The 22,603-nt window shown below is 67.6% G+C and carries 23 protein-coding genes; 8 read left to right on the plus strand and 15 right to left on the minus strand.

Translation table 11 applies throughout. The annotated features are described in order from the left end of the window. Positions 1–66 precede the first annotated feature (66 nt). Both pseI and AQ619_RS14025 read right to left on the minus strand, forming a co-directional pair. Positions 67–1,122, minus strand: coding sequence for a pseudaminic acid synthase (gene pseI, locus AQ619_RS14020; protein ID WP_062148860.1), 1,056 nt, complete (start codon positions 1,120–1,122; stop codon positions 67–69). 59 nt (positions 1,123–1,181) lie between these two features. Beyond that, the gene (locus AQ619_RS14025) at positions 1,182–1,496 is read right to left on the minus strand and encodes a hypothetical protein (RefSeq protein WP_062148864.1); all 315 of its coding nucleotides are present in this window, start codon (positions 1,494–1,496) and stop codon (positions 1,182–1,184) included. A gap of 58 nt (positions 1,497–1,554) precedes the next feature. Here AQ619_RS14025 and trxB point away from each other — a divergent pair, with 58 nt between their 5' ends. Then, the gene (trxB, locus tag AQ619_RS14030) at positions 1,555–2,565 is read left to right on the plus strand and encodes a thioredoxin-disulfide reductase (protein WP_062148867.1); all 1,011 of its coding nucleotides are present in this window, start codon (positions 1,555–1,557) and stop codon (positions 2,563–2,565) included. A gap of 55 nt (positions 2,566–2,620) precedes the next feature. Here trxB and AQ619_RS14035 read toward each other — a convergent pair whose 3' ends face one another. The 3 genes from AQ619_RS14035 to AQ619_RS14045 all read right to left on the minus strand — a co-directional run bounded on the left by AQ619_RS14035 (position 2,621) and on the right by AQ619_RS14045 (position 4,993). Continuing rightward, positions 2,621–3,016 carry a PDZ domain-containing protein gene (locus AQ619_RS14035; protein ID WP_166504262.1) on the minus strand — a complete coding sequence of 132 codons (396 nt, stop codon included), beginning with the start codon at positions 3,014–3,016 and terminating at the stop codon, positions 2,621–2,623. A gap of 263 nt (positions 3,017–3,279) precedes the next feature. Next, positions 3,280–4,506, minus strand: coding sequence for a cell wall hydrolase (locus tag AQ619_RS14040; protein ID WP_236849482.1), 1,227 nt, complete (start codon positions 4,504–4,506; stop codon positions 3,280–3,282). Between the two features lie 7 nt (positions 4,507–4,513). After that, entirely contained in the window at positions 4,514–4,993 is a 480-nt protein-coding gene (locus AQ619_RS14045) for a Dps family protein (RefSeq protein ID WP_062148876.1), read from the minus strand. A gap of 223 nt (positions 4,994–5,216) precedes the next feature. Here AQ619_RS14045 and AQ619_RS14050 point away from each other — a divergent pair, with 223 nt between their 5' ends. The 4 genes from AQ619_RS14050 to nadC all read left to right on the plus strand — a co-directional run bounded on the left by AQ619_RS14050 (position 5,217) and on the right by nadC (position 11,097). Continuing rightward, the gene (locus AQ619_RS14050; protein ID WP_236849483.1) at positions 5,217–7,454 is read left to right on the plus strand and encodes a hybrid sensor histidine kinase/response regulator; all 2,238 of its coding nucleotides are present in this window, start codon (positions 5,217–5,219) and stop codon (positions 7,452–7,454) included. 165 nt (positions 7,455–7,619) lie between these two features. Continuing rightward, positions 7,620–8,705 carry a quinolinate synthase NadA gene (gene nadA / locus AQ619_RS14055; RefSeq protein WP_062148881.1) on the plus strand — a complete coding sequence of 362 codons (1,086 nt, stop codon included), beginning with the start codon at positions 7,620–7,622 and terminating at the stop codon, positions 8,703–8,705. A gap of 35 nt (positions 8,706–8,740) precedes the next feature. Then, on the plus strand, positions 8,741–10,252 hold the full coding sequence (locus AQ619_RS14060) for an L-aspartate oxidase (RefSeq protein ID WP_062148884.1): 1,512 nt from the start codon (positions 8,741–8,743) through the stop codon (positions 10,250–10,252). Beyond that, complete coding sequence (nadC, locus tag AQ619_RS14065; RefSeq protein ID WP_062148888.1) at positions 10,249–11,097, plus strand: carboxylating nicotinate-nucleotide diphosphorylase; 849 nt, start codon at positions 10,249–10,251, stop codon at positions 11,095–11,097. The genes AQ619_RS14060 and nadC overlap by 4 nt, the downstream gene beginning before the upstream one ends. A gap of 131 nt (positions 11,098–11,228) precedes the next feature. Here the strand turns inward: nadC and AQ619_RS14070 are convergent, their stop codons facing one another. The 3 genes from AQ619_RS14070 to AQ619_RS14080 all read right to left on the minus strand — a co-directional run bounded on the left by AQ619_RS14070 (position 11,229) and on the right by AQ619_RS14080 (position 13,431). Continuing rightward, the gene (locus AQ619_RS14070) at positions 11,229–11,645 is read right to left on the minus strand and encodes an MAPEG family protein (protein WP_062148892.1); all 417 of its coding nucleotides are present in this window, start codon (positions 11,643–11,645) and stop codon (positions 11,229–11,231) included. Positions 11,646–11,848: 203 nt separating this feature from the next. Further along, positions 11,849–12,697, minus strand: a complete 849-nt coding sequence (locus tag AQ619_RS14075) for a prephenate dehydratase (RefSeq protein WP_062148895.1) — start codon at positions 12,695–12,697, stop codon at positions 11,849–11,851. Next, positions 12,694–13,431, minus strand: coding sequence for a 3-deoxy-manno-octulosonate cytidylyltransferase (locus AQ619_RS14080; RefSeq protein ID WP_062148898.1), 738 nt, complete (start codon positions 13,429–13,431; stop codon positions 12,694–12,696). The genes AQ619_RS14075 and AQ619_RS14080 overlap by 4 nt, the downstream gene beginning before the upstream one ends. Before the next feature lie 145 nt (positions 13,432–13,576). Between AQ619_RS14080 and AQ619_RS14085 the strand changes: the two genes are divergently transcribed. Further along, the gene (locus AQ619_RS14085) at positions 13,577–14,242 is read left to right on the plus strand and encodes a c-type cytochrome (protein ID WP_062148901.1); all 666 of its coding nucleotides are present in this window, start codon (positions 13,577–13,579) and stop codon (positions 14,240–14,242) included. A 183-nt stretch (positions 14,243–14,425) separates the two neighbouring features. Here AQ619_RS14085 and AQ619_RS14090 read toward each other — a convergent pair whose 3' ends face one another. Both AQ619_RS14090 and AQ619_RS14095 read right to left on the minus strand, forming a co-directional pair. Continuing rightward, on the minus strand, positions 14,426–15,262 hold the full coding sequence (locus tag AQ619_RS14090; RefSeq protein WP_062148904.1) for a C40 family peptidase: 837 nt from the start codon (positions 15,260–15,262) through the stop codon (positions 14,426–14,428). Then, positions 15,259–16,671 carry a leucyl aminopeptidase family protein gene (locus tag AQ619_RS14095; RefSeq protein WP_062148907.1) on the minus strand — a complete coding sequence of 471 codons (1,413 nt, stop codon included), beginning with the start codon at positions 16,669–16,671 and terminating at the stop codon, positions 15,259–15,261. Before AQ619_RS14095 ends, AQ619_RS14090 begins: the two co-directional genes overlap by 4 nt. Positions 16,672–16,755: 84 nt before the next feature. On the opposite strand from AQ619_RS14095, the gene AQ619_RS14100 reads away from it, so the two are divergent. Both AQ619_RS14100 and AQ619_RS14105 read left to right on the plus strand, forming a co-directional pair. Then, on the plus strand, positions 16,756–17,589 hold the full coding sequence (locus AQ619_RS14100) for a tetratricopeptide repeat protein (RefSeq protein WP_062148910.1): 834 nt from the start codon (positions 16,756–16,758) through the stop codon (positions 17,587–17,589). Between the two features lie 195 nt (positions 17,590–17,784). Continuing rightward, entirely contained in the window at positions 17,785–18,732 is a 948-nt protein-coding gene (locus tag AQ619_RS14105; RefSeq protein ID WP_166504263.1) for an ATP-grasp domain-containing protein, read from the plus strand. Here AQ619_RS14105 and AQ619_RS14110 read toward each other — a convergent pair. The 5 genes from AQ619_RS14110 to AQ619_RS14130 form a co-directional block, all read right to left on the minus strand. Further along, positions 18,721–18,924, minus strand: coding sequence for a hypothetical protein (locus AQ619_RS14110; RefSeq protein ID WP_062148916.1), 204 nt, complete (start codon positions 18,922–18,924; stop codon positions 18,721–18,723). The two genes, AQ619_RS14105 and AQ619_RS14110, sit on opposite strands and share 12 nt — an antisense overlap. 111 nt (positions 18,925–19,035) lie before the next feature. Then, positions 19,036–19,881 carry a LytR/AlgR family response regulator transcription factor gene (locus tag AQ619_RS14115; RefSeq protein ID WP_062148918.1) on the minus strand — a complete coding sequence of 282 codons (846 nt, stop codon included), beginning with the start codon at positions 19,879–19,881 and terminating at the stop codon, positions 19,036–19,038. Then, positions 19,878–20,552, minus strand: a complete 675-nt coding sequence (locus AQ619_RS14120; RefSeq protein ID WP_062148922.1) for a DUF2306 domain-containing protein — start codon at positions 20,550–20,552, stop codon at positions 19,878–19,880. The genes AQ619_RS14115 and AQ619_RS14120 overlap by 4 nt, the downstream gene beginning before the upstream one ends. A 77-nt stretch (positions 20,553–20,629) precedes the next feature. Beyond that, positions 20,630–21,607: a type II secretion system F family protein gene (locus AQ619_RS14125; RefSeq protein WP_062148925.1), complete on the minus strand. Its 978-nt coding sequence runs from the start codon at positions 21,605–21,607 to the stop codon at positions 20,630–20,632. A 15-nt stretch (positions 21,608–21,622) separates the two neighbouring features. Further along, positions 21,623–22,600, minus strand: coding sequence for a type II secretion system F family protein (locus tag AQ619_RS14130; RefSeq protein ID WP_062148928.1), 978 nt, complete (start codon positions 22,598–22,600; stop codon positions 21,623–21,625). Positions 22,601–22,603 lie beyond the last annotated feature (3 nt).

The raw sequence follows: 22,603 nt of genomic DNA on the forward strand, positions 1-22,603 counted from the left end.
CATCCCGGACAAGTCCGGGATGACAGTCTGTTTTGATCTGAAGCGATCCGGGAAACGGAGGACGCCCTAACCCACCATCGACCAGTCCAGCGGCTCGCCGCGGGCCAGGTCGCGTGCGGCCTTGCCGGCCAGCACCTTGGCGAGATCGGCGGGCGGCAGGCCGTTGCCGGGGCGGACCGAGCGGACATTGGCCCTGGTCAGGGGCTCGCCGGCTTTCACATCGGCGGTCACATAGAGCGAGCGGCGGAAGAGCAGGCTGGTCGCTTCCGACCCCAGGGTATCGTAGTGGGCGCGACCCAGCGAAGCCCAGGCGTTCTTGGTGTCCTCCACCAGGGCCTTAAACTCGGCGGGCTCCAGGCTGAAGGCCGCGTCAGGACCGCCGTCGGCGCGGGCCAGGGTGAAGTGCTTTTCCACCGCGCAGGCCCCGACCGAGACCGCCGCCACCGAGGCGGCCGTGCCCGGCGTGTGATCCGACAGGCCCACCGGACAACCGAAACGCTGGGCCATGTCGGCGACTGTCCGCACATTGGCGTCGGCAAAGGTGGCCGGATAGCTCGAGACACAGTGCAGCAGCAGGACGCCCGCCGCGCCGGCCGACAGGGCCGTTTCGCGGGCGGTCTCGATCTCCTGCAGATTGGCCATGCCAGTCGAGATGATCAGCGGCTTGCCCTTGCTGGCGGCATACTGGATCAGCGGGATGTCGACGGCCTCGAACGAGGCGATCTTGAAGGCCGGCGCGCCCAGGCTGTCGAGCAGGTCCACCGCCGTCTCGTCGAACGGGCTGGAGAAGATCGTCACCCCGCGCTGGCGGGCCCGCTCGAAGATCGCCGCATGCCATTCGAACGGCGTATGGGCCTCTTCGTAAAGCTCATACAGGGTGCGCCCGTCCCACAGTCCGCCATGGATCTTGAACTCGGGGCGGTCGACATCGAGGGTGATGGTGTCGGCGGTATAGGTCTGGATCTTGATCGCGTCGCAACCGGTCGCGGCGGCGGCGTCGACCATGGTCAGGCAGCGCTCGAGGCTGCCATTGTGATTGCCCGACAGTTCACAGATCACATAGGGCGACTGGTCGGTGCCGATCTTGCGGCCGGCGATCTCGATGAAGGGGGAGTCGGTCATGGCGCGGTCCGGAGCAACATGGTTTCCGGCAGTTTAACCCGGGAAAGGTGGACGAGGCGTCAATCGCCGCCGCCGCCGCCGTCTCCACCGCCCCCATCGCCATCGCTGGAGCCGTCGGAGTCGTCAGAGCCCTCTGACTTGGACCCCTTGGAGGAGGAACCGATGGGGACAATGCCGCCATCGCCGCCGTCTGTGGCGCGATCCCGCTTCTTGTTCTTCTCGGCGGCTGCGCCCGCCCCCATCATGGCCACGCCCGAGCCGGCACCGATGGCGACGCCCAAGGCGAGACCCAGGGCCAGATTGTCGAGCGCCAGGCCCAGAGCCACCCCGATGGCGATCCCGACGCCAATGCCGATCGGCAAACCCGCTTTCATGATGTCCCCCGTGTTGCAGCCATCGCGCTAAGCTGGAATCGACACTATATCTGCGCCCATGTCGACCTCCTCCGCCCCCCGCCAGACCCGCTGCCTGATCATTGGTTCAGGCCCCGCCGGCTACACCGCCGCCATCTATGCCGCGCGCGCCCTGCTGAAGCCCGTGCTGATCGCCGGCATCCAGCCGGGTGGCCAGCTGACCATCACCACCGATGTCGAGAACTATCCGGGCTTTGCCGACGTCATCCAGGGTCCGTGGCTGATGGACCAGATGAAGGCCCAGGCCGAGCATGTCGGCACCGAGTTCGTTAGCGACATCGTGCTGTCGGCCGACCTCTCCAAGCGCCCGTTCCACATCAAGTGCGACAGCGGCGAGGAATGGCTGGCCGAGACCCTGATCATCGCCACCGGGGCCCAGGCCAAGTGGCTGGGGCTTGAAAGCGAGAGCAAGTTCCAGGGCTTTGGCGTCAGCGCCTGCGCCACCTGCGACGGCTTCTTCTATCGCAACAAGGACGTGGTCGTGGTCGGCGGCGGCAATACGGCCGTCGAAGAAGCCCTGTTCCTGACCAGTTTTGCCCGCAAGGTCACCCTGGTCCACCGCAAGGACGAACTGCGGGCCGAGAAGATCCTGCAGGAGCGCCTGCTGGCCCATCCCAAGATCGAGATTGCCTGGAACAGTGCCATCGACGAGGTGCTGGGCGACAGCAACCCGATGGGCGTAACCGGCGTCCGCCTCAAGAACGTGATCACCGACGACCTGAGCGAGCTGAAGTGCGACGGCGTGTTCATCGCCATCGGCCATGCCCCGTCGTCCGAGCTGTTCAAGGATCAGCTGGAAACCCATGCCGGCGGCTATCTGCTCGTCGCGCCCGGCACCGCCTCGACGGCGATCGAGGGCGTCTATGCGGCCGGCGACGTCACCGACCATGTCTATCGCCAGGCCGTCACGGCGGCGGGCATGGGCTGCATGGCCGCCCTCGAGGCCGTGCGCTTCCTCGCCGAGCAGGACCACATCCGCGACCGTCACCCGATCAGCCATGCCGAGGCCGAGAAGATCGGCGTCTGGTAGGGCTGCGGCGTGGGTAAGCGCTGGCGGCCATAAGGCCGCCAGCTTAAAAGGCCCATCAGAGCCCGGCGGCGCGAATGAAGACGGCCTCGAACTGAGCACCGGTCTTTCGCCTGAAGGTCACGGTTTTGGGCACCCCCGGCTCGAAGGCCATATGCTTCTTGAGCACGAAGACGCTGTTGCCGGGCACATCGGTACCGTCAATCCTGACCAGCTCGTCCCCGACCGCGACTCCCGCCTCCATGGCCTGAGAGTCCGCCTGGACCTGCTGGACCACGATCTTGGCGACGGTGGTCTTGGTCAGTCCTGTGGTCATCACCTGAACGGAAAAACCGATCTTTCTCGCCCTCGGCTTGGCGCCGGCCTCTGCTGACACGGCCAGGGCAAGCATGGTCACTCCGAACACAACAGACCGGCGCAAGGGGGCGAGCTTGATCTTGTCGGCGGCGGTCATGCGCATGGGTTCCTGAATTGAGGCCTGTCCGGACCTTCTAGTCAGGCAGATCGCAAAGACCCATGGCCCCAAAACGCCTAGCTCATATGCATTTATGCATGGATTGGCCCTGCGCCCCCGGACAGGGATCTTGCTAGGGAACGCCTCGCTTGCCGATGGGCGGGCAACTGCGCCGATCCGGTAGAGGCCTTAGCCCAGTTCTGCGCCCACTCCGAAGACGGCGCGGACCATGGGATAGGCCGGTCGCCCTGCCGGCCCTGACCCTAGTTCAAGGGCGACAACAGGTTCGGCGGCCGCTGTTTCGGCTTGGGCGGCGGGGCCTTGGGGGTCTCGGCAACGGGCGGCTTTTCAGCGGCAACCTCCGGAAGCTTGTCCAGGGCGCGGTTGATCTCGGCGATCTCTTCGGGCGTCGGGATCCGGCGACCGGCGACCGTCCCTTCGAACTTCAGGCGTTCACCGCCGGGGGCCGTGGCGTCGGGCACCGCAACCAGATGGGCCCCCGGGGCCAGGGTCGAGGGGATCAGGCCTGCTGCCTGGGCCTGGGCCAGGACCTGGGTATTGACCACCGCCCCGGCGGCCAGGGCCTCGGCTGGGGCGGCTTCGAGGGTACGGGCGTCACCGGCCAGCAGGATGTCGGCGGTCACGTCCTCACCGCCACGATACTTGCCCTTGAACGCCGCCAGGGTGCCCGACGGTCCGGTCCAGCGATAGAAGATGTGCTGCCCCACCTGGCGCAGCTTGACCAGGGTCGGGGCCCAATAGGGCGCGACATAGCTGGCGTGATAGTGGGTGGCGACACCCACATCCTTCATCACGAAGCCATTGAGGGCGCGGCGGGCCACCGACTCAGCCGAGGCCCAGAGCTGCGGATTGGGTTCGCGGGCCAGGGAGCCGTCGCAGGTGAAGCTGAACTGGCAACCGGTGGCGCGGGCGGCACCTTCATAGATCACGCCGCAGACGGTCTTGGGATAGCCCGGATGCCGCATGCGGTTGAGCACGGTCTGGGCCACGGCCTCCTGGCCGGCCAGGGGCTCGAAGGCGGATTCGAAATAGACCGCCTGGGCCAGGCAGCGCAGAGCCTTGGTGCGGTCCTCGACCGACGCCTTCAGCACGAACGGCTTCGCCGGCTCGATAGCCAGGGGCGCGGGCCGGCGCAGGCTGTTGATCAGGCGAGCCGTGTCGAAATCGGGCGCGGCATCGGAAAAGCGCGGGATCGAGGCCAGGTCGATCCGCTCCCAGCCGGGCACGCGACCCCAGTAGCGGGTATGGGGCCGGGGATCATGCCGACGGGCCAGGCTGAGCATGGCCGGATCCATATTGGCCACATAGCGGGTCAGGGCGGCGTCGGAGAAGCCCCGCGTCACCCGCGCCACCCCGGCCTCACGGCCATAGCCGCGCGGCACATAATAGGTGGCGCATGCGGAAAGGCCGCCCAGCAGCAAAAGCCCCAGGGCGGCCTTGATCCAAGACTTGGAAACGGCGGTCAACACGAAGCGGCTATTTGCCGCCCAGGGTCGCGCGGATCATCCAGGCGTGTTTCTCGTGGGCCTGCAGGCGCTGGGTCAGGAGGTCGGCGGTCGCTTCATCGCCCGCGTCGTCAGCGGCCGGAAAGGCGGCGCGCAGGGTGGCGATCACCGTCTCGTTGTCCTGCTTCAACTCGGTCAGCATGGCCTCCCAGTCTTGTTCGGGATCGCCATCCTTGATGCTGGAGAGATTGCCGAAGGCGGCATAGCCCTGCGGGGCCAGCTCGCCCAGGGCGCGAATGCGTTCAGCGATGGTGTCCAGCGCCGCCCACTCTTCCGAGTACTGACCTTCAAGCAAAACGTGCAGCGACTGGAAGTTGGGGCCTCTGACGTTCCAGTGATAGCCATGCGTCTTCAGATAGAGCGCATAGCTGTCGGCCAGGACCTTGTTCAGGCCGGCGGCGATCTCGCCGCGCTGTTTCGCCGAAAGACCGGTATTGGGGGCGGCGGCCATTCTCATCTCCCGTGTTGCGTGTTCTAGGTAAGCTCGTCCATGGTCTTGGCAAGCCTTGTTTCGGCGGAGAGCGACAAAGGTGAGTGAGGACATTTCAGCCCCATCCGTTGCCGACCGTGCACGCCTCCACGGACTGATAAGCGCGTGGCTGATCCCTCCCGTTCCACCGCCGGCCTGGCATTGCGCGCTGGCAACCCTGATCGCGACCGCAGCCGCCATTCTGATGCGCGTCACCCTGCTGGGCCTGAGCGGCGGCGTCGGGGCGACCCAGACCTTTTTCCCGGCCATTGTCCTGGTCACCCTCTATGCCGGCTGGAAATGGGGACTGGGTCCCATTGTCGCCGGCGCGGCCTTCGGCTGGTGGCTCTGGGGCGGCCGCGATGGCGAAACCCTGTCAGAAGACGAGATCGCCACCCTGGTGATCTTCCTGCTCTCCTCCACGATCACCCTGATCGTCGCCGAGGGGCTTAGGGGGGCCCTGCGGGGCCTTTCAGAGGCCCGTCGCCAACAGATGGATGCGGAAACCCGGCTGGAACTGACCCAGTCGGCAGCGGGTGTCGGCCCCTGGGACTGGGACATCCCCACCGATACCCTCTATCTGTCTCAAGGGGCCCGGCAGAATCTCGGCCTCTCACCCGACGAGCCCATTACCTGGGCCAATCTGGTCGATCACGTCCATCCCGACGATCGCGCCATGGTCGCCGAACGCATCCGCAACTCGGTCCGGGCCGGCGAGGCCTATGAGGTCGAGTATCGCCTCGCTGACCTGAGCCGGGGGGAACGCTGGATCCATGGGCGCGGCGAGGTCCGTCGCGACGACACCGGCCGGGCGGTTCGGATCCTGGGCCTGAACTTCGACGTCACCCGGCGGCGCCGCGACGAGGAGCGCGTGCGCGAGAGCGAAGCCCGCTTCCGCAGCCTGGCCGACAGCGCCCCGGCCCTTATGTGGATGTCACGGGTCGGCGGCCAGCGCGACTTCGTCAACAAGGCCTATTCTGACTTTGCCGGCTGCGACTATGAGGAAGCCCTGGTGCTGGACTGGCGCACGCGGCTGGATCCGCGCGACCTGCCCGTCATTCTCAAGGGCCAGATCGCCGGCGAGGGCAGCCGCAAGCCCTTCAGCCTGGAAGGCCGCTATCGCCGCGCTGATGGCGAATGGCGCTGGCTGAAATCCTTTTCCCAGCCTCGCCATGCCCCTGACGGGGCCTTTGACGGTTTCATCGGTATCGCCTTCGACAATACCGATGCCAAGCAGGCCGAGGCGGACCTGGCCAGCGTCAATGAACTGCTGGCCGAGCGTGTTCAGGCCGCCGTCGCCGAGCGGGATGCGGCCCAGGCCGCCCTGTTCCAGTCCCAGAAGCTGGAGGCCATCGGCCAGTTGACCGGCGGCGTGGCCCACGACTTCAATAACCTGCTGACCGTGATCATCGGTGCGCTGGATGTGGTCGAGCGGCATCCGGAGGACGAGGCGCGTCGCCAGCGCATGATCGCCGCCGCCCTGGCCGCCGCCAAACGCGGCGAAAAGCTCACCCAGCATTTGCTGGCCTTCGCCCGCCGCCAGCCGCTTCGGCCAGAGATCTGCCGTATCGATCACCTGATCGCGGAAAGCGAAGGCCTGTTGCGTCGCGCCCTGGGCGACGCCTACGATTTCCGCCTGCGACTGGGGGGCGGCATTCGCAATGTCCTGGTGGATTCCGGCCAGTTCGAGGCCGCCCTGCTCAACCTCGTGGTCAATGCCCGCGATGCGACGCCGGCCGGCGGCGAGATCACCATCGAGACCCGCCCCGTGACCTTGCCGGTCGGGTTCGGCGATCTGGGCCCGGGTCAGTATCTGAGGGTGGCGGTCCGCGACACGGGGTCCGGCATGGATGTCGAGACAGCGGCGCGGGCGGTCGAGCCGTTCTTCACGACCAAGCCGCCCGGCGAGGGCACCGGCCTTGGCCTGTCCCAGGTCTATGGCTTCGCCCGGCAAAGCGGCGGCTCGGTGGACATCGAAACCCGCCCGGGTCAGGGGGCCTGCGTCGCCATGTTGCTGCCCATCGCCGAGGCCGCGGATCTGCCGACGGCTTCGGCCGCCATTGATCCGATCGCCAATCAGGTTCCGACCCGTGTGCTGCTGGTGGAAGACGATCCCCAGGTCGCCGAAATGGTCGACGCCATGCTTAGCGATCTGGGCCACACGGTAAGCCGGGCGGCCGGCGTCGACGAAGCCCTCGACTGCCTGGCACGGGATCCCGCCATCGGACTGGTCCTCAGCGACGTGATCATGCCGGGTGGCCGCAGCGGCGTCGACCTGGCCGAGTCCCTGGCCCGGAGCCACCCCGGCCTGCCGGTGGTGCTCTGCTCCGGATATACGGGTGGCGACCAGGGTCGCGCCCAGGCGGGGGCCTGGCCGTTCCTGAGCAAGCCCTTCTCGCTCGACAGCCTGGCACGGGCACTGAGCGCGGCTCGGACGCCCTGAAGCGTCCGAAGCGGGACACCTCTTTGCAAGCTCATCACAAAGGGCTATATGTGTTTCGTCACTTATGCTCAATTTCAGCATAAGCCGGACGCCGGAACGGTTAGCCCTGCTCCGGCGTTTTTTGAGGCCCCACAAATGCTCAGATTGAGCATAAGCGAGGATCACATGGCCGACGGGTTTGCCGCCTTGGAGTTCACCCCGCAGATCGAAGCGGAGACCGCCAACGTATGGGACAAGGTCAAGCACCATGTCACACCGCTGGAGTGGCGCAGCCAGGCCCCGCTGATCGCCGAGATCAACCGGCTCAAGCGCGAGAAGAATGCCGCGATCCTGGCCCACAACTACATGACCCCCGACATCTTCCACGGGGTGGGTGACTTCGTCGGCGACAGCCTGGCCCTGGCCAAGGAAGCCGCCAAGAGCGACGCCCAGATCATCGTCCAGGCCGGCGTGCACTTCATGGCCGAGACCAGCAAGGTCCTGTCGCCCCAGAAGAAGATCCTGATCCCGGACCTCAAGGCCGGCTGTAGCCTGGCCTCCTCGATCACCGGTGCCGATGTCCGGCTGATCAAGCAGCGCTATCCGGGCGTGCCGGTGGTCACCTATGTCAACACCACCGCCGAGGTGAAGGCCGAGACCGACATCTGCTGCACCAGCGCCAATGCCGTGCAGGTGGTGGAGTGGGCCGCGCGCGAATGGGGGACCGACAAGGTCATCCTGATCCCCGACGAGTATCTGGCCCGCAACGTGGCGCGTCAGACCGAGGTGAAGATCATCGCCTGGGCCGGTCACTGCGAGGTGCACAAGCGCTTCACCGCCAGCGACATCGCCGACATGCGCGCGGCCTGGCCCGGTGCTGAGGTGCTGGCCCACCCCGAATGTCCGACCGAGATCCTGGAGGCCGCCGACTTCGCCGGATCGACCGCGGCGATGAACGACTATGTGGCGGCCCGCAAGCCGGCGCAGGTGGTGCTGATCACCGAATGCTCCATGGCCTCCAACGTCCAGGCCGAGAGCCCGCTGACCCAGTTCATCGGTCCCTGCAACCTGTGCCCGCACATGAAGCGCATCACCCTTCAGAACATCCACGACGCCCTGGTTCACGAGCAGTTCGAGGTGACGGTGGACGCCGACATCATCGACCGTGCGGCCCTGGCCGTGCAGCGGATGATCGACCTGCCACCGCCGCTTGTTCCCGCCCGCTACGACCTCGTGAAGGCCCGCCATCACGTGGACGTGGAGCTGATCTAGTCCCCTTTCCTCCCGCCCTCCCCGGGGAGTGTGACATGACCGATCGCCTGATCTTCGACGGCCCCGTGATCCTCGGGGCCGGTCTCGCCGGCCTGACCGCTGCCCTCGCGGCTGGGCGCGCCCTGGTGCTGTCTCCGACCCCGCTGGCGACCGGCTGCTCCAGCGCCTGGGCCCAGGGCGGCATGGCGGCGGCCCTGTCAGAGGACGACACCCCCGCCCTGCACGCGGCCGATACGGAGGCGGCCGGCGCGGGCCTGTGTGATCCCGAGGCGGTGGCCTTGCTGACCACCGAAGGCCCAGGGGCCGTCCGTGCGCTCGCTGCCCTCGGCGCGCCGTTTGACACCCGCGACGGCGACTTCACCCTCAGCCTGGAAGCGGCCCACTCCAAGGCCCGGGTCGCCCGCGTCGGCGGCGACGGGGCCGGGGCGGCGATCATGGCCGCTGTCATCGCCGCCGTCCGCGCGGCACCGGCCATCGAGATCCGCGAGCGAGCCCGCGCCCGCCGGCTGCTGCAGGACGCCTCCGGCCGCGTCATCGGCGTATTGGCCGATATCGACGGCCGGCTGGTCGAGATCCTCGCCCCCTCAGTCATCCTGGCCACCGGCGGGATCGGCGGCCTCTATGCCGTGACCACCACCCCCGCCGAGGTGCGCGGCGAGGGCCTGGGCCTGGCGGCCCTGGCCGGGGCGGTGATCGCCGACCCCGAGTTCGTGCAGTTCCACCCGACGGCCATCGACATCGGCCGCGACCCCGCGCCCCTGGCCACAGAAGCCCTGCGGGGCGAGGGCGCGATCCTGCGCAACAGCGACGCCCGCGCCTTCATGGAAGACTATCACCCGGCCCGGGAACTGGCCCCGCGCGACGTGGTGGCCCGCGCCATCCATGCCGAGCGCGAGGCGGGCCGGGGGGCCTTCCTCGATGCCACCGTGGTGGTCGGCGGCCACTTCCCCCAAGCGTTCCCGGCCGTCTTCGAAGCCTGCATGAGCGGCGGCGTTGATCCGCGCAGGGCCATGATCCCGGTGGTTCCAGCGGTCCACTATCACATGGGCGGCGTGGCTACCGATCTGGACGGCCAGACCTCCCTGGCAGGGCTCTATGCGGCCGGCGAATGCGCCGCCACCGGCGTGCACGGGGCCAATCGCCTGGCCTCCAACAGCCTGCTGGAGGCCGCCGTGTTCGGGGCCCGGGCCGGCCGCGCGGCGGCGGCGGTCAAGGCCAAAGGCGGCCCGCCGGTCCTGCTGGAGCCCCTCCCCGACCTGCCGGACGCCGCCCTGCAGGCCCTGCGCAAGGCCATGAGCCGCGACGCCGGTGTGATCCGCGAGGCTGAGGGCCTGACCCGTCTGCTGGCCGAGATCGACGGGCTGGAAGCCGCCCATGGACTCTGCCCGACCCTGATCGCCGCTCGCCTGATCGTCGACGCCGCCCTGGCCCGCGAAGAAAGCCGCGGCGGCCACTTCCGCGCCGACTTCCCGGAAACGGGCGAGGCGGTGCGCACGTTCGTCACGCTGCAAACCGAGAGCGCCGCCGTGCGCTATGCCGCCGAATGACCCTCTCACCGCTTCCCGATCTCCTGATACGTCCGATCATTGATCTCGCCCTGACCGAAGACCTCGGCCGGGCCGGTGACATCACAGGGGAGGCCTGTATCGATCCGGGTGCCCGCCTGTCGGTGGCCTGGGTCAGTCGTCAGGACGGCCGCGTCTCAGGCCTGTCCTGCGCCCGCCTGGCCCTGGCGGCGATGGATCCGACGGCGCGCTTCGAGATCGTCACCGCCGACGGCTCTGACTGCGCGCCGGGCACGGTACTGGCCCGGGCGGAAGGCAAGGCCCGCGCCGTGTTGATCGCCGAACGCACGGGACTGAACCTGCTGGGCCGGCTGTCGGGCATCGCCACCCTGACCCGGGCCTATGTCCGCGCGGTCGAGGGCACGGGCGCGACCATCGTCGATACCCGCAAGACCACCCCGGGCCTGAGGGCCCTGGAGAAATATGCGGTGCGCTGTGGCGGCGGGACCAACCACCGCTTCGGCCTGGATGACGCTATCCTGATCAAGGACAACCACGTCGCCGCCTGCGGTGGGGTCGGTGAAGCCGTCCGACGGGCGCGGGCCTTCGCCGGCCATCTGGTCAAGGTGGAAGTCGAGGTCGACGGCCTGGACCAACTGGAAGACGCCCTGAAGCACAGCCCGGACGTGGTGATGCTGGACAATTTCAGCCTCGACGACCTGCGGACGGCCGTGGCCCTGGCCAAGGGCCGGGCGGTGCTGGAGGCCTCGGGCGGCGTCAACCTGACCACTGTGCGGGCCATCGCGGAAACCGGCGTGGACGTGATCAGCGTCGGGGCCCTGACCCACTCGGCACCAGTGCTGGATATCGGGCTGGACGCGGTCTGAGGTGATGCAGATGCTCGCCCTCTGGGGGAGCTGTCGGCAAAGCCGACTGAGGGGGACAGCTGGGCATTCGCCGCGACATCCCCCTCCGGCCCTGTGGGCAACCTCCCCCCAAAAGGGGGAGGAGCTAGGCCTTAGCCCCAGATCTTCATCAGTTCCCGCACAACCATCACCGCCAGGGTGATCGTCGAGGTCGCAAACAGCAGGAACCGCAGGTTCACGACGTTCACCGTCACCTGCACCAGGCTGTGCAACACCCGCAGGCCCACATAGGCCCAGGCCAGCTTCATCGCCAGATCGTCGCCATGACCGGCTACGGCGATCGCCAGGGCGGCGGCGTAGAAGATGGTCGGCTGTTCCATCAGATGGTTGTAGTTGTCGGCCGCCTGGCGCGGCCCGGCGGGCAGGACGTCCAGCGAGCCCGGAAAGGCGGCGTCCTGCGGCTTGACGCCGGCCTTGGCCATGGCCGGGATGCGGCGGATATACATCCACAGCCAGATCACCAGCGACCAGGCCACCAGCGCCATTACCGGCGCGATCATCGTGTTCATTTGGAGCGTCCCTCCCCGGACGTTTTGTTTGTGCGGGGAGGTTAGACGCAGAACAGTGATCTTGCGAAGCCTGACGTGCGGGAAAGATGCTCCCCCTCTGGGGGAGCTGTCGCGGAGCGACTGAGGGGGATAGCTGGACCTAGGCCGCGCGACCCCCTCCGGCCCTCTGGGCCACCTCCCCCCAAGAGGGGAGGATCTACGCCTTAGGCCCGGTCGCGGAAGGGATCGGCCGGATAGACCCCGAGGATCTCGAAGGTCTCGGAGAAGAAGCGCAGCTCGTCGAAGGCCAGGGCCAGGCTGCGGTCCTCGGGACGACCATCGACCTCGGCATAGAAGATGGTGGCCGTGAAGGCACCGCCCTCCATGTAGCTCTCCAGCTTGGTCATGTTGACGCCGTTGGTCGCAAAGCCGCCCATGGCCTTGTAGAGCGCGGCCGGCAGGTTGCGGACCTTGAACACGAAGCTGGTCACGCAGCGATGGGTGAAGGCCGGTGGCTCGGGAGAGGTCTCGGCCGTCATCACCAGGAAGCGGGTGGTGTTGTGGCGCTCGTCTTCGATGTCGCTGGCCAGGATGTCGAGACCATAGATCTCGGCCGCCAGGGCCGGGGCCACGGCCCCACGGGTCGGGTCGGGCCTCAGGGCCAGGGCCTTGGCCGCACCGGCCGTGTCGCCGGCCGACTCGGTGGTGACGCCCAGCTTGCGCAGGCTGTTGCGGCACTGGGCCAGGGCGATCGGCATCGAGGCCACCACCTTGATGTCCTCCAGCTTGACCCCGGCATTGGCCATCAGCTGGAAGCGGATCGGCTTGAAGCGTTCACCGATGATCTTCAGGCCCGAAGCCGGCAACAGATGGTGCACATCGGCGACCCGACCGGCGATCGAGTTCTCGATCGGGATCATGCCCAAGGCGCAGACCCCGGACTTGATGGCCTCAAAGGCCTCCTGGAAGGTGGCGCAGGGATAGGCTTCATAGTCCGGAAAATAGGTGCGGCAGGCCTCGTGGCTGTTGGCGCCGGGTTCGCCCTGAAAGGCGATCTTCTTGAGGATGCTCATGCTGTCTTCCGGGCCTGCTCACGGGCCGCTTCAAGGTCAGAGGGATTATCGACGGAGATCGGCGCTTCGGGGGCCACGGCGGCGCGGATCGTCATGCCCAGCTCCATGGCGCGCAGCTGCTCCAGCTTCTCGCGCTGTTCGAGCGCCGAAGGGGCTGCAGCGTTGAAGGCTTCCAGTGCCTCGCGCCGATAGCCGTAGATGCCGATATGGCGCCAGATCGGGCCGTCGCCATAAAGGGTCGACCGGGTGAAATAGAGGGCCCGGCCGCTCGTGCCGTCATCCTCCATGGCCAGGACAGCCTTGACCACGTCCGGATTGGTCCGGTCTGAGGGCGAGGCTTCGGCCGCAACGACGGTAGCGATGTCGCAATCCCCGAAGTCCTGCAACAGGCCGGCGCAGGCGCTCAGCACCGACGGATCGACAAAGGGCATGTCGCCTTGCAGGTTGATGACCACATCGTGCTCGAAATGGGGATCAAGCTCGGCCAGGGCCGCCAGGATGCGGTCCGAGCCGGAGGGCAGTTGCGGGTCGGTCAGCACGGCGCGACCACCTGCCGCATGCACGGCCTCGACGATCTCGCGATCCCCCGCAGCCACCGCCACAGGGCCGATATTGGCCTTGAGCGCCTGGTTCAGAACGCGGACAATCATGGGCAAGCCGCCGATATCGGCCAGGGGCTTGTCCGGAAGGCGGGTGGCGGCCATCCGTGCGGGGATCAGGACGATAGGGTTCATGAGTTCAATATCGCTGCTGCCCGGTTGCGCGAGGGGCGGTAGCGTGTAAGAGACGCGAGCGCAATAAGAGGCGCGCGCGGGGGATTCCCCGCCGCGGGTTTGGGCCCCGCCCCCGGCGGGCCGGTAAGAGGCTGACAAGGCTGAGATGAGCGACCTGACGTTCAACAAAATCGCTGGCGGCGTGCTGCTGACCGGCCTCGTTATTTTCGGTCTGCGGGAAGCATCGACCATCGTGTTCCAGAAGCACGAGGTCGAAAAGGCCGGTTACGAAATCGCGGTCGAGGAGACCACCGGAGGCGGCGGTGCCGCTGCGGTCGAGGTCGCGCCTGACTGGGGTACCGCCCTGCTGCTGCCGGCCAATATCGCCGCTGGCCAGGCCGTCGCGGCCAAGTGCGCTGCCTGCCACAAGATGGACCCGTCGAACCCCAACAGCATCGGTCCGGGCCTGTACGCCATTCTGGGCCACAAGCCCGGTTCGCACGCCGGCTTCGCCTATTCCAGCGCGATGAAGGAATTCGGCGCCAAGAACCCGGTGTGGGATTATGACCACATGTACGAGTTCCTGAAGGCACCCGGTAAGTACATCTCCGGCACCAACATGACCTTCGTCGGCCTGAAGAAGCCGGAAGATCGCGTTGCGATCATCGCCTATCTGCACAGCCTGGGTTCGACCCTGCCGGTTCCGGCTCCCAAGCCGGCTGAAGCTGCTGCTCCGGCTGCGGCCGAAGGCGCTCCGGCCGCCGCGCCGGAAGCCGGTGCTGCCGCCGCTGGTGCGCCTGCGGCCCCGGCTGCGGCCCCCGCAGCCCAGTAATCGGGCTCCGATCCTGACATCAAGGGCCGCGAAGTTCGCTTCGCGGCCCTTCTTGTTTTTCGCCGCAGATCCTGCCCTTCCGCTGAAGGCGGCTCTATGAGCCGGAGTGGGTAAGGCGACGTCAGCCGTAAAGACCCCCGCAGTCACTGCGTGAAAGCCCCCACGGGGGAAGCGTCAAACGTCTCAGGGTCGCCGGTAGCCGAGCGGCGCTCCGACCCCTGCGGCCTCGATACGGGCCACGGCCTCGGTCAGGGGCTCGATCGCCACGGCCATGTGGTGGGCATTGGCATGCAGGATGGTGTCCGGATCCAGCAGGATGGCGACGTGCCCCTTCCAGAACACCAGATCCCCGCGCCGACGCTCTGAGGCCTCGACCGGGCGGAAAAAGTCCCTCTGCAGATCGGTATCGCGCGGACAGGCCCGGTTACAGGCCGCCAGGGCCTGCTGGACCAGGGCAGAGCAGTCCAGCCCGAGCGATTCGCGCCCGCCCCATTGGTAGGGCGCGCCAAGGAACCTCTGGGCCACGGCGACATAGTCGTCTTCACCCCGGCCGACGGGCGTCAGATGGTCGGCGATGAACCAGCCCGAGCGCGCCGCCCGGGCAAACCGCCCCTCACAGGCCTCAACCGTCACCAGGGCCCCCAGGCTGTAGAGCCCGACAATGGCCGACTTGATGTCCGGAGCACTGAAAGCATAGGTGCGCAGCGCCGAGACGGCATGGCTGGCGGTCAGGACCGGGGCCGAAAGGGCGTCACTGGGCACATAGCCGACATAGCCGTCGCGCCCCGCCTGGCCGAAGGCGAAGCCGTCGACCTCGAACAGCACGTCGAAGCGCTCACCGAAGGCCAGTTGGTCTTCCTGCTCGGCGTCGGGGGCCGGGGCCTTGCGGATCGAGGCAATGGGCGCACTGGCCTGCATGGACTGGGTCGCTGCAAAGCGCTCGGCCGCGACCCGGCCCTCCAGCCGGATGTCGGCCAGGCCGTCGCGGATCAAGGTCAGGCGGCGATCCGGCGCGCTCATGCGGCAAACCTCGTCTTGAGCATGGCGAACAGGGCCCGGATCGCCTGGGCCTCACCGCCGACCGGATAGCCGGGCCGCCCCTTGGGGTTCCAGGCATAGAGGTCGAAATGGGCCCAGGGTCCGATGCCGTCGCCGGCGGGCGCGAAGCGCTGCAGGAACAGGGCGGCGGTCGTGGCCCCGGCCTGGGCCCAGGGGGCGGAATCGTTCTGGAGATCGGCGATGTCGCTGTCGATGGCCTCCCCATAGGCCTCGGTCAGGGGCATGCGCCACAGCGGATCAAAGGTCGCCTGCGACGCGCGCGCGATCTGATCGGCCAGGGCGTCATCCGCCGTCCAGAACGGGATCACAAACGGCCCCAGGGCCACGCGGGCCGCGCCGGTCAGGGTGGCGAGGTCCAGGGTCAGGGCCGGCTTGAGCTCGGCGGCGCGGGCCAGGGCATCGGCCAGGATCAGGCGGCCCTCGGCGTCGGTATTGCCCACCTCGACGGTCAGGCCGGCGCGGGTCTGCAGGATGTCACCCGGCCGCATGGCGTCGCCGCTGATGGCATTCTCGACCACCGGAGTCAGAACCACCAGCCGAACCGGCAGCTTTGCCGCCATCACAATCTTGGCCAGGGCCAGGGCATGGGCGGCGCCGCCCATGTCCTTCTTCATCAGCCGCATGCCCGAGGCTGGCTTGATGTCCAGGCCACCGGTGTCGAACACTACCCCCTTGCCGACCAGGGCGACCAGGGGATGTGAAGGCTCGCCCCAGCTCAGTTCCAGGATCCGGGGCGCGCGATGCGGGACTGCGGCGCGGCCGACGGCGTGGACGGCCGGATAGTTGGCGGCCAGCAGGTCGTCTCCAGTCGTGACCGACAGGGAGGCCCCATGCTGTTGGGCAATCTCGCGGGCGATCGCCTCGATCTCGGCAGGCCCCATGTCATTGGCCGGCGTATTGACCATGTCCTTGACCAGGGCGCAGGCGTGGCTGACTGCGGCGATGGCAGCGACATCCACTGCCCTGGGCGCGACCAGCCTGGGCCCGGCCTCGCCGGACCGCTTGCGATAGCGGTCGAACCTGTAGAGCCCCAAAGCGAAGGCCAGGGTCGCTTCCGAAGCGTCCAGCCCCCGCGGCATGCGGGCCAGCCGGTAGTCACCGGCGGGAAGCCGGGCCGCGAGCCCCCGGAACAGGCCCGGATCGACGGCGGCGCGGGACCCCAGCCCCATCAGCACGCGTTCGACTTGACCGCCTGGCGCAGCCACGACCAGGACCTGACCGGCCTTGGCCTTGAACTGCGCCTGTCCCGCCAGGGTGCGAACGGCGGGGCGACGCATCGCCAGGAAGGCCTCCAGTTCAGCCTCGAACAGGGGGTGGATCGGGATCGCACCGTCCGGCGCCGAGGCCAGAATGGGGAAGCTGTCCAACATGTCGCGGCCCTCGGAAATTATGCTTAACGATTCCTTGAGAGCCGCGCGGCGAGGATGCGCGAACCTTTCGGAGACTCGTCTTCCATGTGTCGCAAGCGCGCGTTCCTCGCAACAGTTCTCGCCCCTGTCCTGGCCGTGGTCGGCGGCCTGGCGCTCGGTGCCCCGGCCCAGGCCGGTGAGGCCAAGACCCCGCCTGCCGCCGTTGAACCGACCGGCCCGCGCAAGGCCTCGCCGGCCCAGCGCGCAGAGATGCGTCGCGCTGATCCCCTGGCCCGGGCCGCCTTCTGGGGCGGGGAGTTCGCCGCGGACAGCCGCGACGCGGAGGCGGGCGTCGCCCTGGCCCAGTCCCTGCGCTCGCTGGGACGCTATGAAGATGCCGCCGACGCCGCCGGCAAGGTGCTGCTGGTCCAGCCCGACAATTTCGACGCCCTGCTGGAACTGGCCCGAGTCCACATCGCGCGCGGCCAGGGCTTCTACGCCATTGAACCGGCCCGTCACGCCGCCGCCCTGGCCCCCCGCGACTGGCGGCCCCAGACCTTGCTCGGCGTGGCCTATGAGCAGGCCCAGCGCCCCGAAGAGGCCAGCGCCGCCCACCGCCAGGCCATAGCCCTGGGACCGAACGAAGCCGCGCCGAACGCCAACTATGGCCTGCATCTGGCCAGCCAGGGCGACCTGCCCGGCGCCGAGGTCCAGCTGCGCCGGGCGGCGGCCATGCCCGCTTCCACCATCCAGATCCGCCAGAACCTGGCCCTGGTCATCGGCCTGCAGGGCCGCATCGCCGAGGCGGAAAAACTGGCCCGCCAGGACCTGCCGCCGGAATCGGTCGCCAATAACCTGGCCTGGCTCCGTGCCGCGACCACCCGACCCAATCCCGCGGCCACGCCCCGCTCCTGGGACGCCATGAAGGCGGGAGGCTAGGGCAAATCGGCAAGGCGAACGTCAGGAACTTGATGCGCTGTCCGCCTATTCCCGTTATTTCGGGGCATGCCTTCCGACCCGTCTTCGATAGCTTCGCCGGCCGCGCCGGTTGCTGAAAAAGTCCCGTTTGTCGCTGTCCTGGCCGGCAGCGACGCCAACCGCCATCAAGGGGTGGAGCGTGACATAGGGGTGGGTGTGACCGGCAATAATGACGGCCACACGATGCTGTCCATGCTGTGTCCGTCGATCGAGCTTGGCCGCATCCACGTCGCCCCCAGCTATTTCCGGCAAAGCAAGCGCTGGAATCCCAACGCGGCCGACCTGCTGTGGAACATCATTTCCGACGTGGACCAGAACCCGGACACGCTCGATATCGCCCGCAAACTGGTGTCGACAGCGAGCCGGCCGATCGTCAATCCGCCAAGTCTGATGGGCCGCACACGCCGCCATACCCTCGCAGGCCTGCTGCAGGGACTGGATGGCGTCATCGTCCCGAAGGTGCTCTTGCTGCGCAACCCCACGCTTGAGCGCGTCAGCAAGGCCGCCGCAGAGGCCGGTTTCCGGTTTCCCGCCATCCTGCGCCAGACGGGCAGCCACAATGGCGAAATGCTCGGCGTGTTCAACGCGCCTGAGGACATGGCCCAGATCTTCGGCGACCGGAAAAACGCCTACTACCTGACCGAATTCGTCGACGTGCGTCGCGCCGACCGCTTCTATCGCAAGTCCCGCTTCTTCTTTGTCGGCGACACTATCATCACCCGCCAGCATGTCATTGCCGACAAATGGTATGTCCACGGGGGTGCCGGCGTCCTGGCCGAGCATGCGGCCCTGCGCGACGAGGCCCGCGCCATGCTGATCGACGGCTTCGAAGCCCTCCCCCTCGCCACCCGTACGGCCGTGGATGCCATTCGGCAGGCCATTGGCTTTGACTATTGCGGTCTGGACTGCTGCATCCAGGAAGACGGACGGGTGGTCGTGTTCGAGGCCAATGCGACCATGAACTTCTCGCCACGGTTCGATAATCAGACCACCCAGCACAATCGCGCCGCCCTGCCGCGCATGCTGGCTGCTTTGCGTCGGCTCATCGAGGCCAAGACCGGTCGAACCCTGGCCGAAAACCCGGCGAAAGGGCTAGAGGGTTGAGCTGAGGGCGCGCTCTATGATCGTGGCGGCCTGCAAGAACTGCCGAAGCAGGGGCATGGAAACCTCTTCCCGCAGCACCACCACCAGGGTCGCCATCAGCGAGAAGACCAGAGCCGTTTCGACCGCCGATCCGGCGACCTCGTCGGTCACGAAGCGCCGATTGCGTTTGGGCTGTTCGCTGTCGCGCGCCATGCAGACTGTCCCAGATTGGAAAACCACTGGGGACCCCGCCGCAAGAAGGGTGCCGGTGTGAAGTCTTCCGCCGCAGGTGCCAGCGACTTCGGCGGCCCTCGAAGGCCAGGCCTAGGGGCCCTGCCGGCCCAGGCGAGCCAGGAGGTCGTCGCGATAGGTGCGACTGGCGACCAGCTCTGCGCCGCTTTCCATCATCAGCCGCCAGGAGCCGTCTGACAGGGACTGGGTTTCGCTGACGCGGGCCAGGTTGACCAGGGTGGACCGATGGCTGCGAGCGAAGATCGACGGATCGAGGCGGCGTTCCAGATTCTGCAGCGTTTCCCGGATCAGGCCCTCGCGCTGGCCCCAGTGAACGACGACATAGTTGCCGGCCGCCGAGAACCATTCCACCTGGGACAGGTCGACCGGGGTCCGTCGCGAGCCTGTAGAGACCATCAGCCGCTCGGTCGGGGCGGCCTGGCGCGCCACAACCCGCCGCGCCTCGGTCAGGGCCGCCTCCAGTTGATCGGCGCGGGCCTGAACCTCGACAGCTCTTTGTCGATGGGCGGCGGCGAGGCCGGCGGCGGCCAGGGCGGTGTAGAGCAGGATCGAGACGGGCGAGCGGGCCAGGCTGCGGGCCAGGGCTTCGGTCACGCCGCCCCCTGACGCCCGGAACGCCATGTCCAGCCAAGCCGCCCCGATCGACTCCAGCGCGACCACGGGGACCGTCCCCAGGGTCAGGACAACCAGGGCCCGCCCGCCGGATCCGAAGCGCCGCAGGATCGCCCAGATCAGGCCCGCGACGGGCAGCCACAGGGCATAGCTGGCACCCTGCCAGGCCACCGACTCGACGAGGCCGATCGGCGCGCCGGCCGCCCGTGCGGACTGACGCGCGAACCAGGCGGCACAGAAGGTGGTGGCGACATAGCTGTAGATGCCAAAGGCCCACACCCAGGTGGCTGTTGAGGCGCGCCTCAAGCGGGCGAAAGGTCCCTGCGCCGGCGCAGGGCCCGCGACAGGACCCAGATCACGGCCAGGGGCTGGAAGACGAGGGTCGGCCAGAGCTGGCTCCAGGGGGTCGGAAGGAAGGTCAGGAAGTTGCCCGAGAAGGCACTCATCACCGCCCCGTAGGCGCTCAGCATCTTCACTAGATGCTCGTAGGTCCAGAGGTCTGGAAAGAACGGCCAGGCTGTGGGGCGAAGAAAGCGCCAAAGGTCCCAGCCGCCATAGGTCAGGGCGGCATAGACCAAGGCCCCCGAGACGACCGGGTTCGGCCCGGCCCGGCCCAGCAGGATCAGCGCAAGGACCCACAACCCCACGCCCAGGACGCCCAGGGTCAGGATCCAGTCGATGGCCCTTGCCCGGTCGGTCTGTCGCAGGTCGGGGCGCTTGCGCCTCAGGACCCGCACGCCTGAAAAGACGGTGATGGTCGCCGTGGCGGTCAGGGCCGCGAAATAGGCGTTGAAATGCAGCGCCGTCATCACCCAGGCGCAGGCCAGCATCACGCCCATAAGGCTGACGAAGACCCAGCCGGAGGCCTTGTGCAGGCGCGAGCCCTTGCGGCTGAGGATCGGCAGGATGCCGGCTGCCACCGTGATCAAGCCGGCGGTGATGTGCAGGGCGAGGATGGGCTGGAAGAGCGAGGTCATGACCCGCTCCAGACCCGAGGGCGGCACGCCGCGCCAGGCCTCTGGGACCAGGCGCGGCCAGCCGGGGCGAACCCCGGCTATTTGGCCATCACGTCCTGGATCTTGATGATCGCCGGACCCAGGATCACGACGAACAGCACGGGCAGGAAGAACAGGATCATCGGCACGGTCAACTGGGCCGGCAGCGCGGCGGCCTTCTTCTCGGCGGCCGAGAGGCGCAGCTCGCGGTTCTCCTTGGCCATGACCCGCAGGGCCGCGCCCAGGGGCGTGCCGTAGCGCTCGGCCTGGATCATCGCCGTGGCCACCGAGCGGATGCCGGGATGATTGGTCCGTCGGGCCAGGCCCTCATAGGCCAGCCGGCGATCGGGCAGATAGGACAGCTCGGCCGTCAGCAGGCTCAGTTCCTCGGCCAGTTCCATCGAGCTGGAGCCCACCTCCGCCCCCACCTTCTGGATGGCCGCCTCGATCGACATGCCGCTCTCGACGCAGATCAGCAGCAGGTCCAGGGAGTCGGGAAAGGCCGCCACGATCGACTCGCGGCGTTTCTGGGCGATGTTGCTGATATAGACATTGGGGGCGTAGTAGCCGATCGCCAGGGCCCCGACGCAGGCGCACATCTTCTGCATGCCCAGCAGGCCGAAGTCATTGATCACATAGATGTAGAACGCCGTGACCACGGCGAAGATGAACGGCATCACGAAGCGGAAGAAATAGAAGGTCGAGACGGGCTGCGGCCCGCGGAAGCCGGCCTGGGCCAGCTTGTCGACGACCTTGGGATCCTCCAGCAGCTTCGACAGTTGCAGCCGGTCGACGATGTTCTTGTAGAGGCCTTCGTCCGTGTGCCGAAGGCTGCTGCCGGAACTGCTCTTGGAGGCGATCGCCTCGCGCGAACGGCGGCGCAATTCCTCGCGGCGGTTGGCCACCGACTTCAGGCGACCTTCGAGGCCGCGATCGCTCATTACCGGCGCGGCCAGGGTGATGATGGTGGCGAACACCACGAGCGCGATGAAGGCCGTCAGCAGGTTGCTGGGATTGGTCAGGGCGGCAATGTCCATATCTGCGCCCTCCCCCTAGAACTTGAAGTTGATCATCTTGCGCATCACGAAGATGCCGATGCTCATCCAGATGCCGCCTGCCAGCAGCATCAGGTGGCCGCGCGGATCGGTGAACAGGGGCTGCATATAGGCCGGTGAGGTCACGGTGATCAGCACCACCACCCCGGGCGGCAGGCAGCCGATGATGAAGGCCGAGGCCACGGCTTCCGCCGACAGGGCCTTGATCTTTTCGCCCATCAGCTTGCGGGCCCGCAGCACGATCGACAGGTTGCCAAGGGCTTCGGCCAGGTTGCCGCCCGTCTTGGCCTGGATCGACAGCACGATGGCAAAGAAGCGCAGTTCATTGGTCGGCATGCGCTCGTACATGCGCTCAAGCGCCACATCCATCGGCATGCCCATGCCGACATTCTCGGTCATCATCCGGAACTCGCCGGCCAGGGGCTCCGGGCATTCCTTGCCGATGATCTTCAGACAGTCGTGAACCGGCAGGCCCGACTTGATGCCGCGGACAATGATGTCGATGGCGTCGGAAAAGGCCTCGGTGAACTTCTTGGTACGGGCCGTTGCCAGCATGCCCACCACCCAGCGGGGCAGTCCCAGTCCGGCTCCAAAGGCCGCGCCCAGGGCCAGAAGCGGGTGCTGGCCGAGGATGATCACGATCAGGCCCACGCAGAGGCCCAGTCCGCCGCTGATCATCCAGAACATCTGGACCTTTTCGCCCAGGCCGGCGGCGCGCAGGCGGGCGGCAATGGTGAGCGACGCTTTCTTCTGCTGGCGGTCCTGTTCCTTCAGGGTCTTGAGGATCTGCTTGCGGCGGGCGTCCGGGGTATTGGCCGCGGCCTTGGCGCGGGCACCGGCGTCTCGGGCCCCACCGCCGACAATGGCCTGGGCCCGCTTGGTGGTGCGGGCCGCCGTCTGGTCGCCGCCGGCGAAGGCAAAGCCCAGGGCCGTGATGGTGATGAAGCCCAGAATACCGGCGATCACGAACAGCATCGG

This window comes from Caulobacter henricii, from assembly GCF_001414055.1.
Taxonomy (GTDB): domain Bacteria; phylum Pseudomonadota; class Alphaproteobacteria; order Caulobacterales; family Caulobacteraceae; genus Caulobacter; species Caulobacter henricii.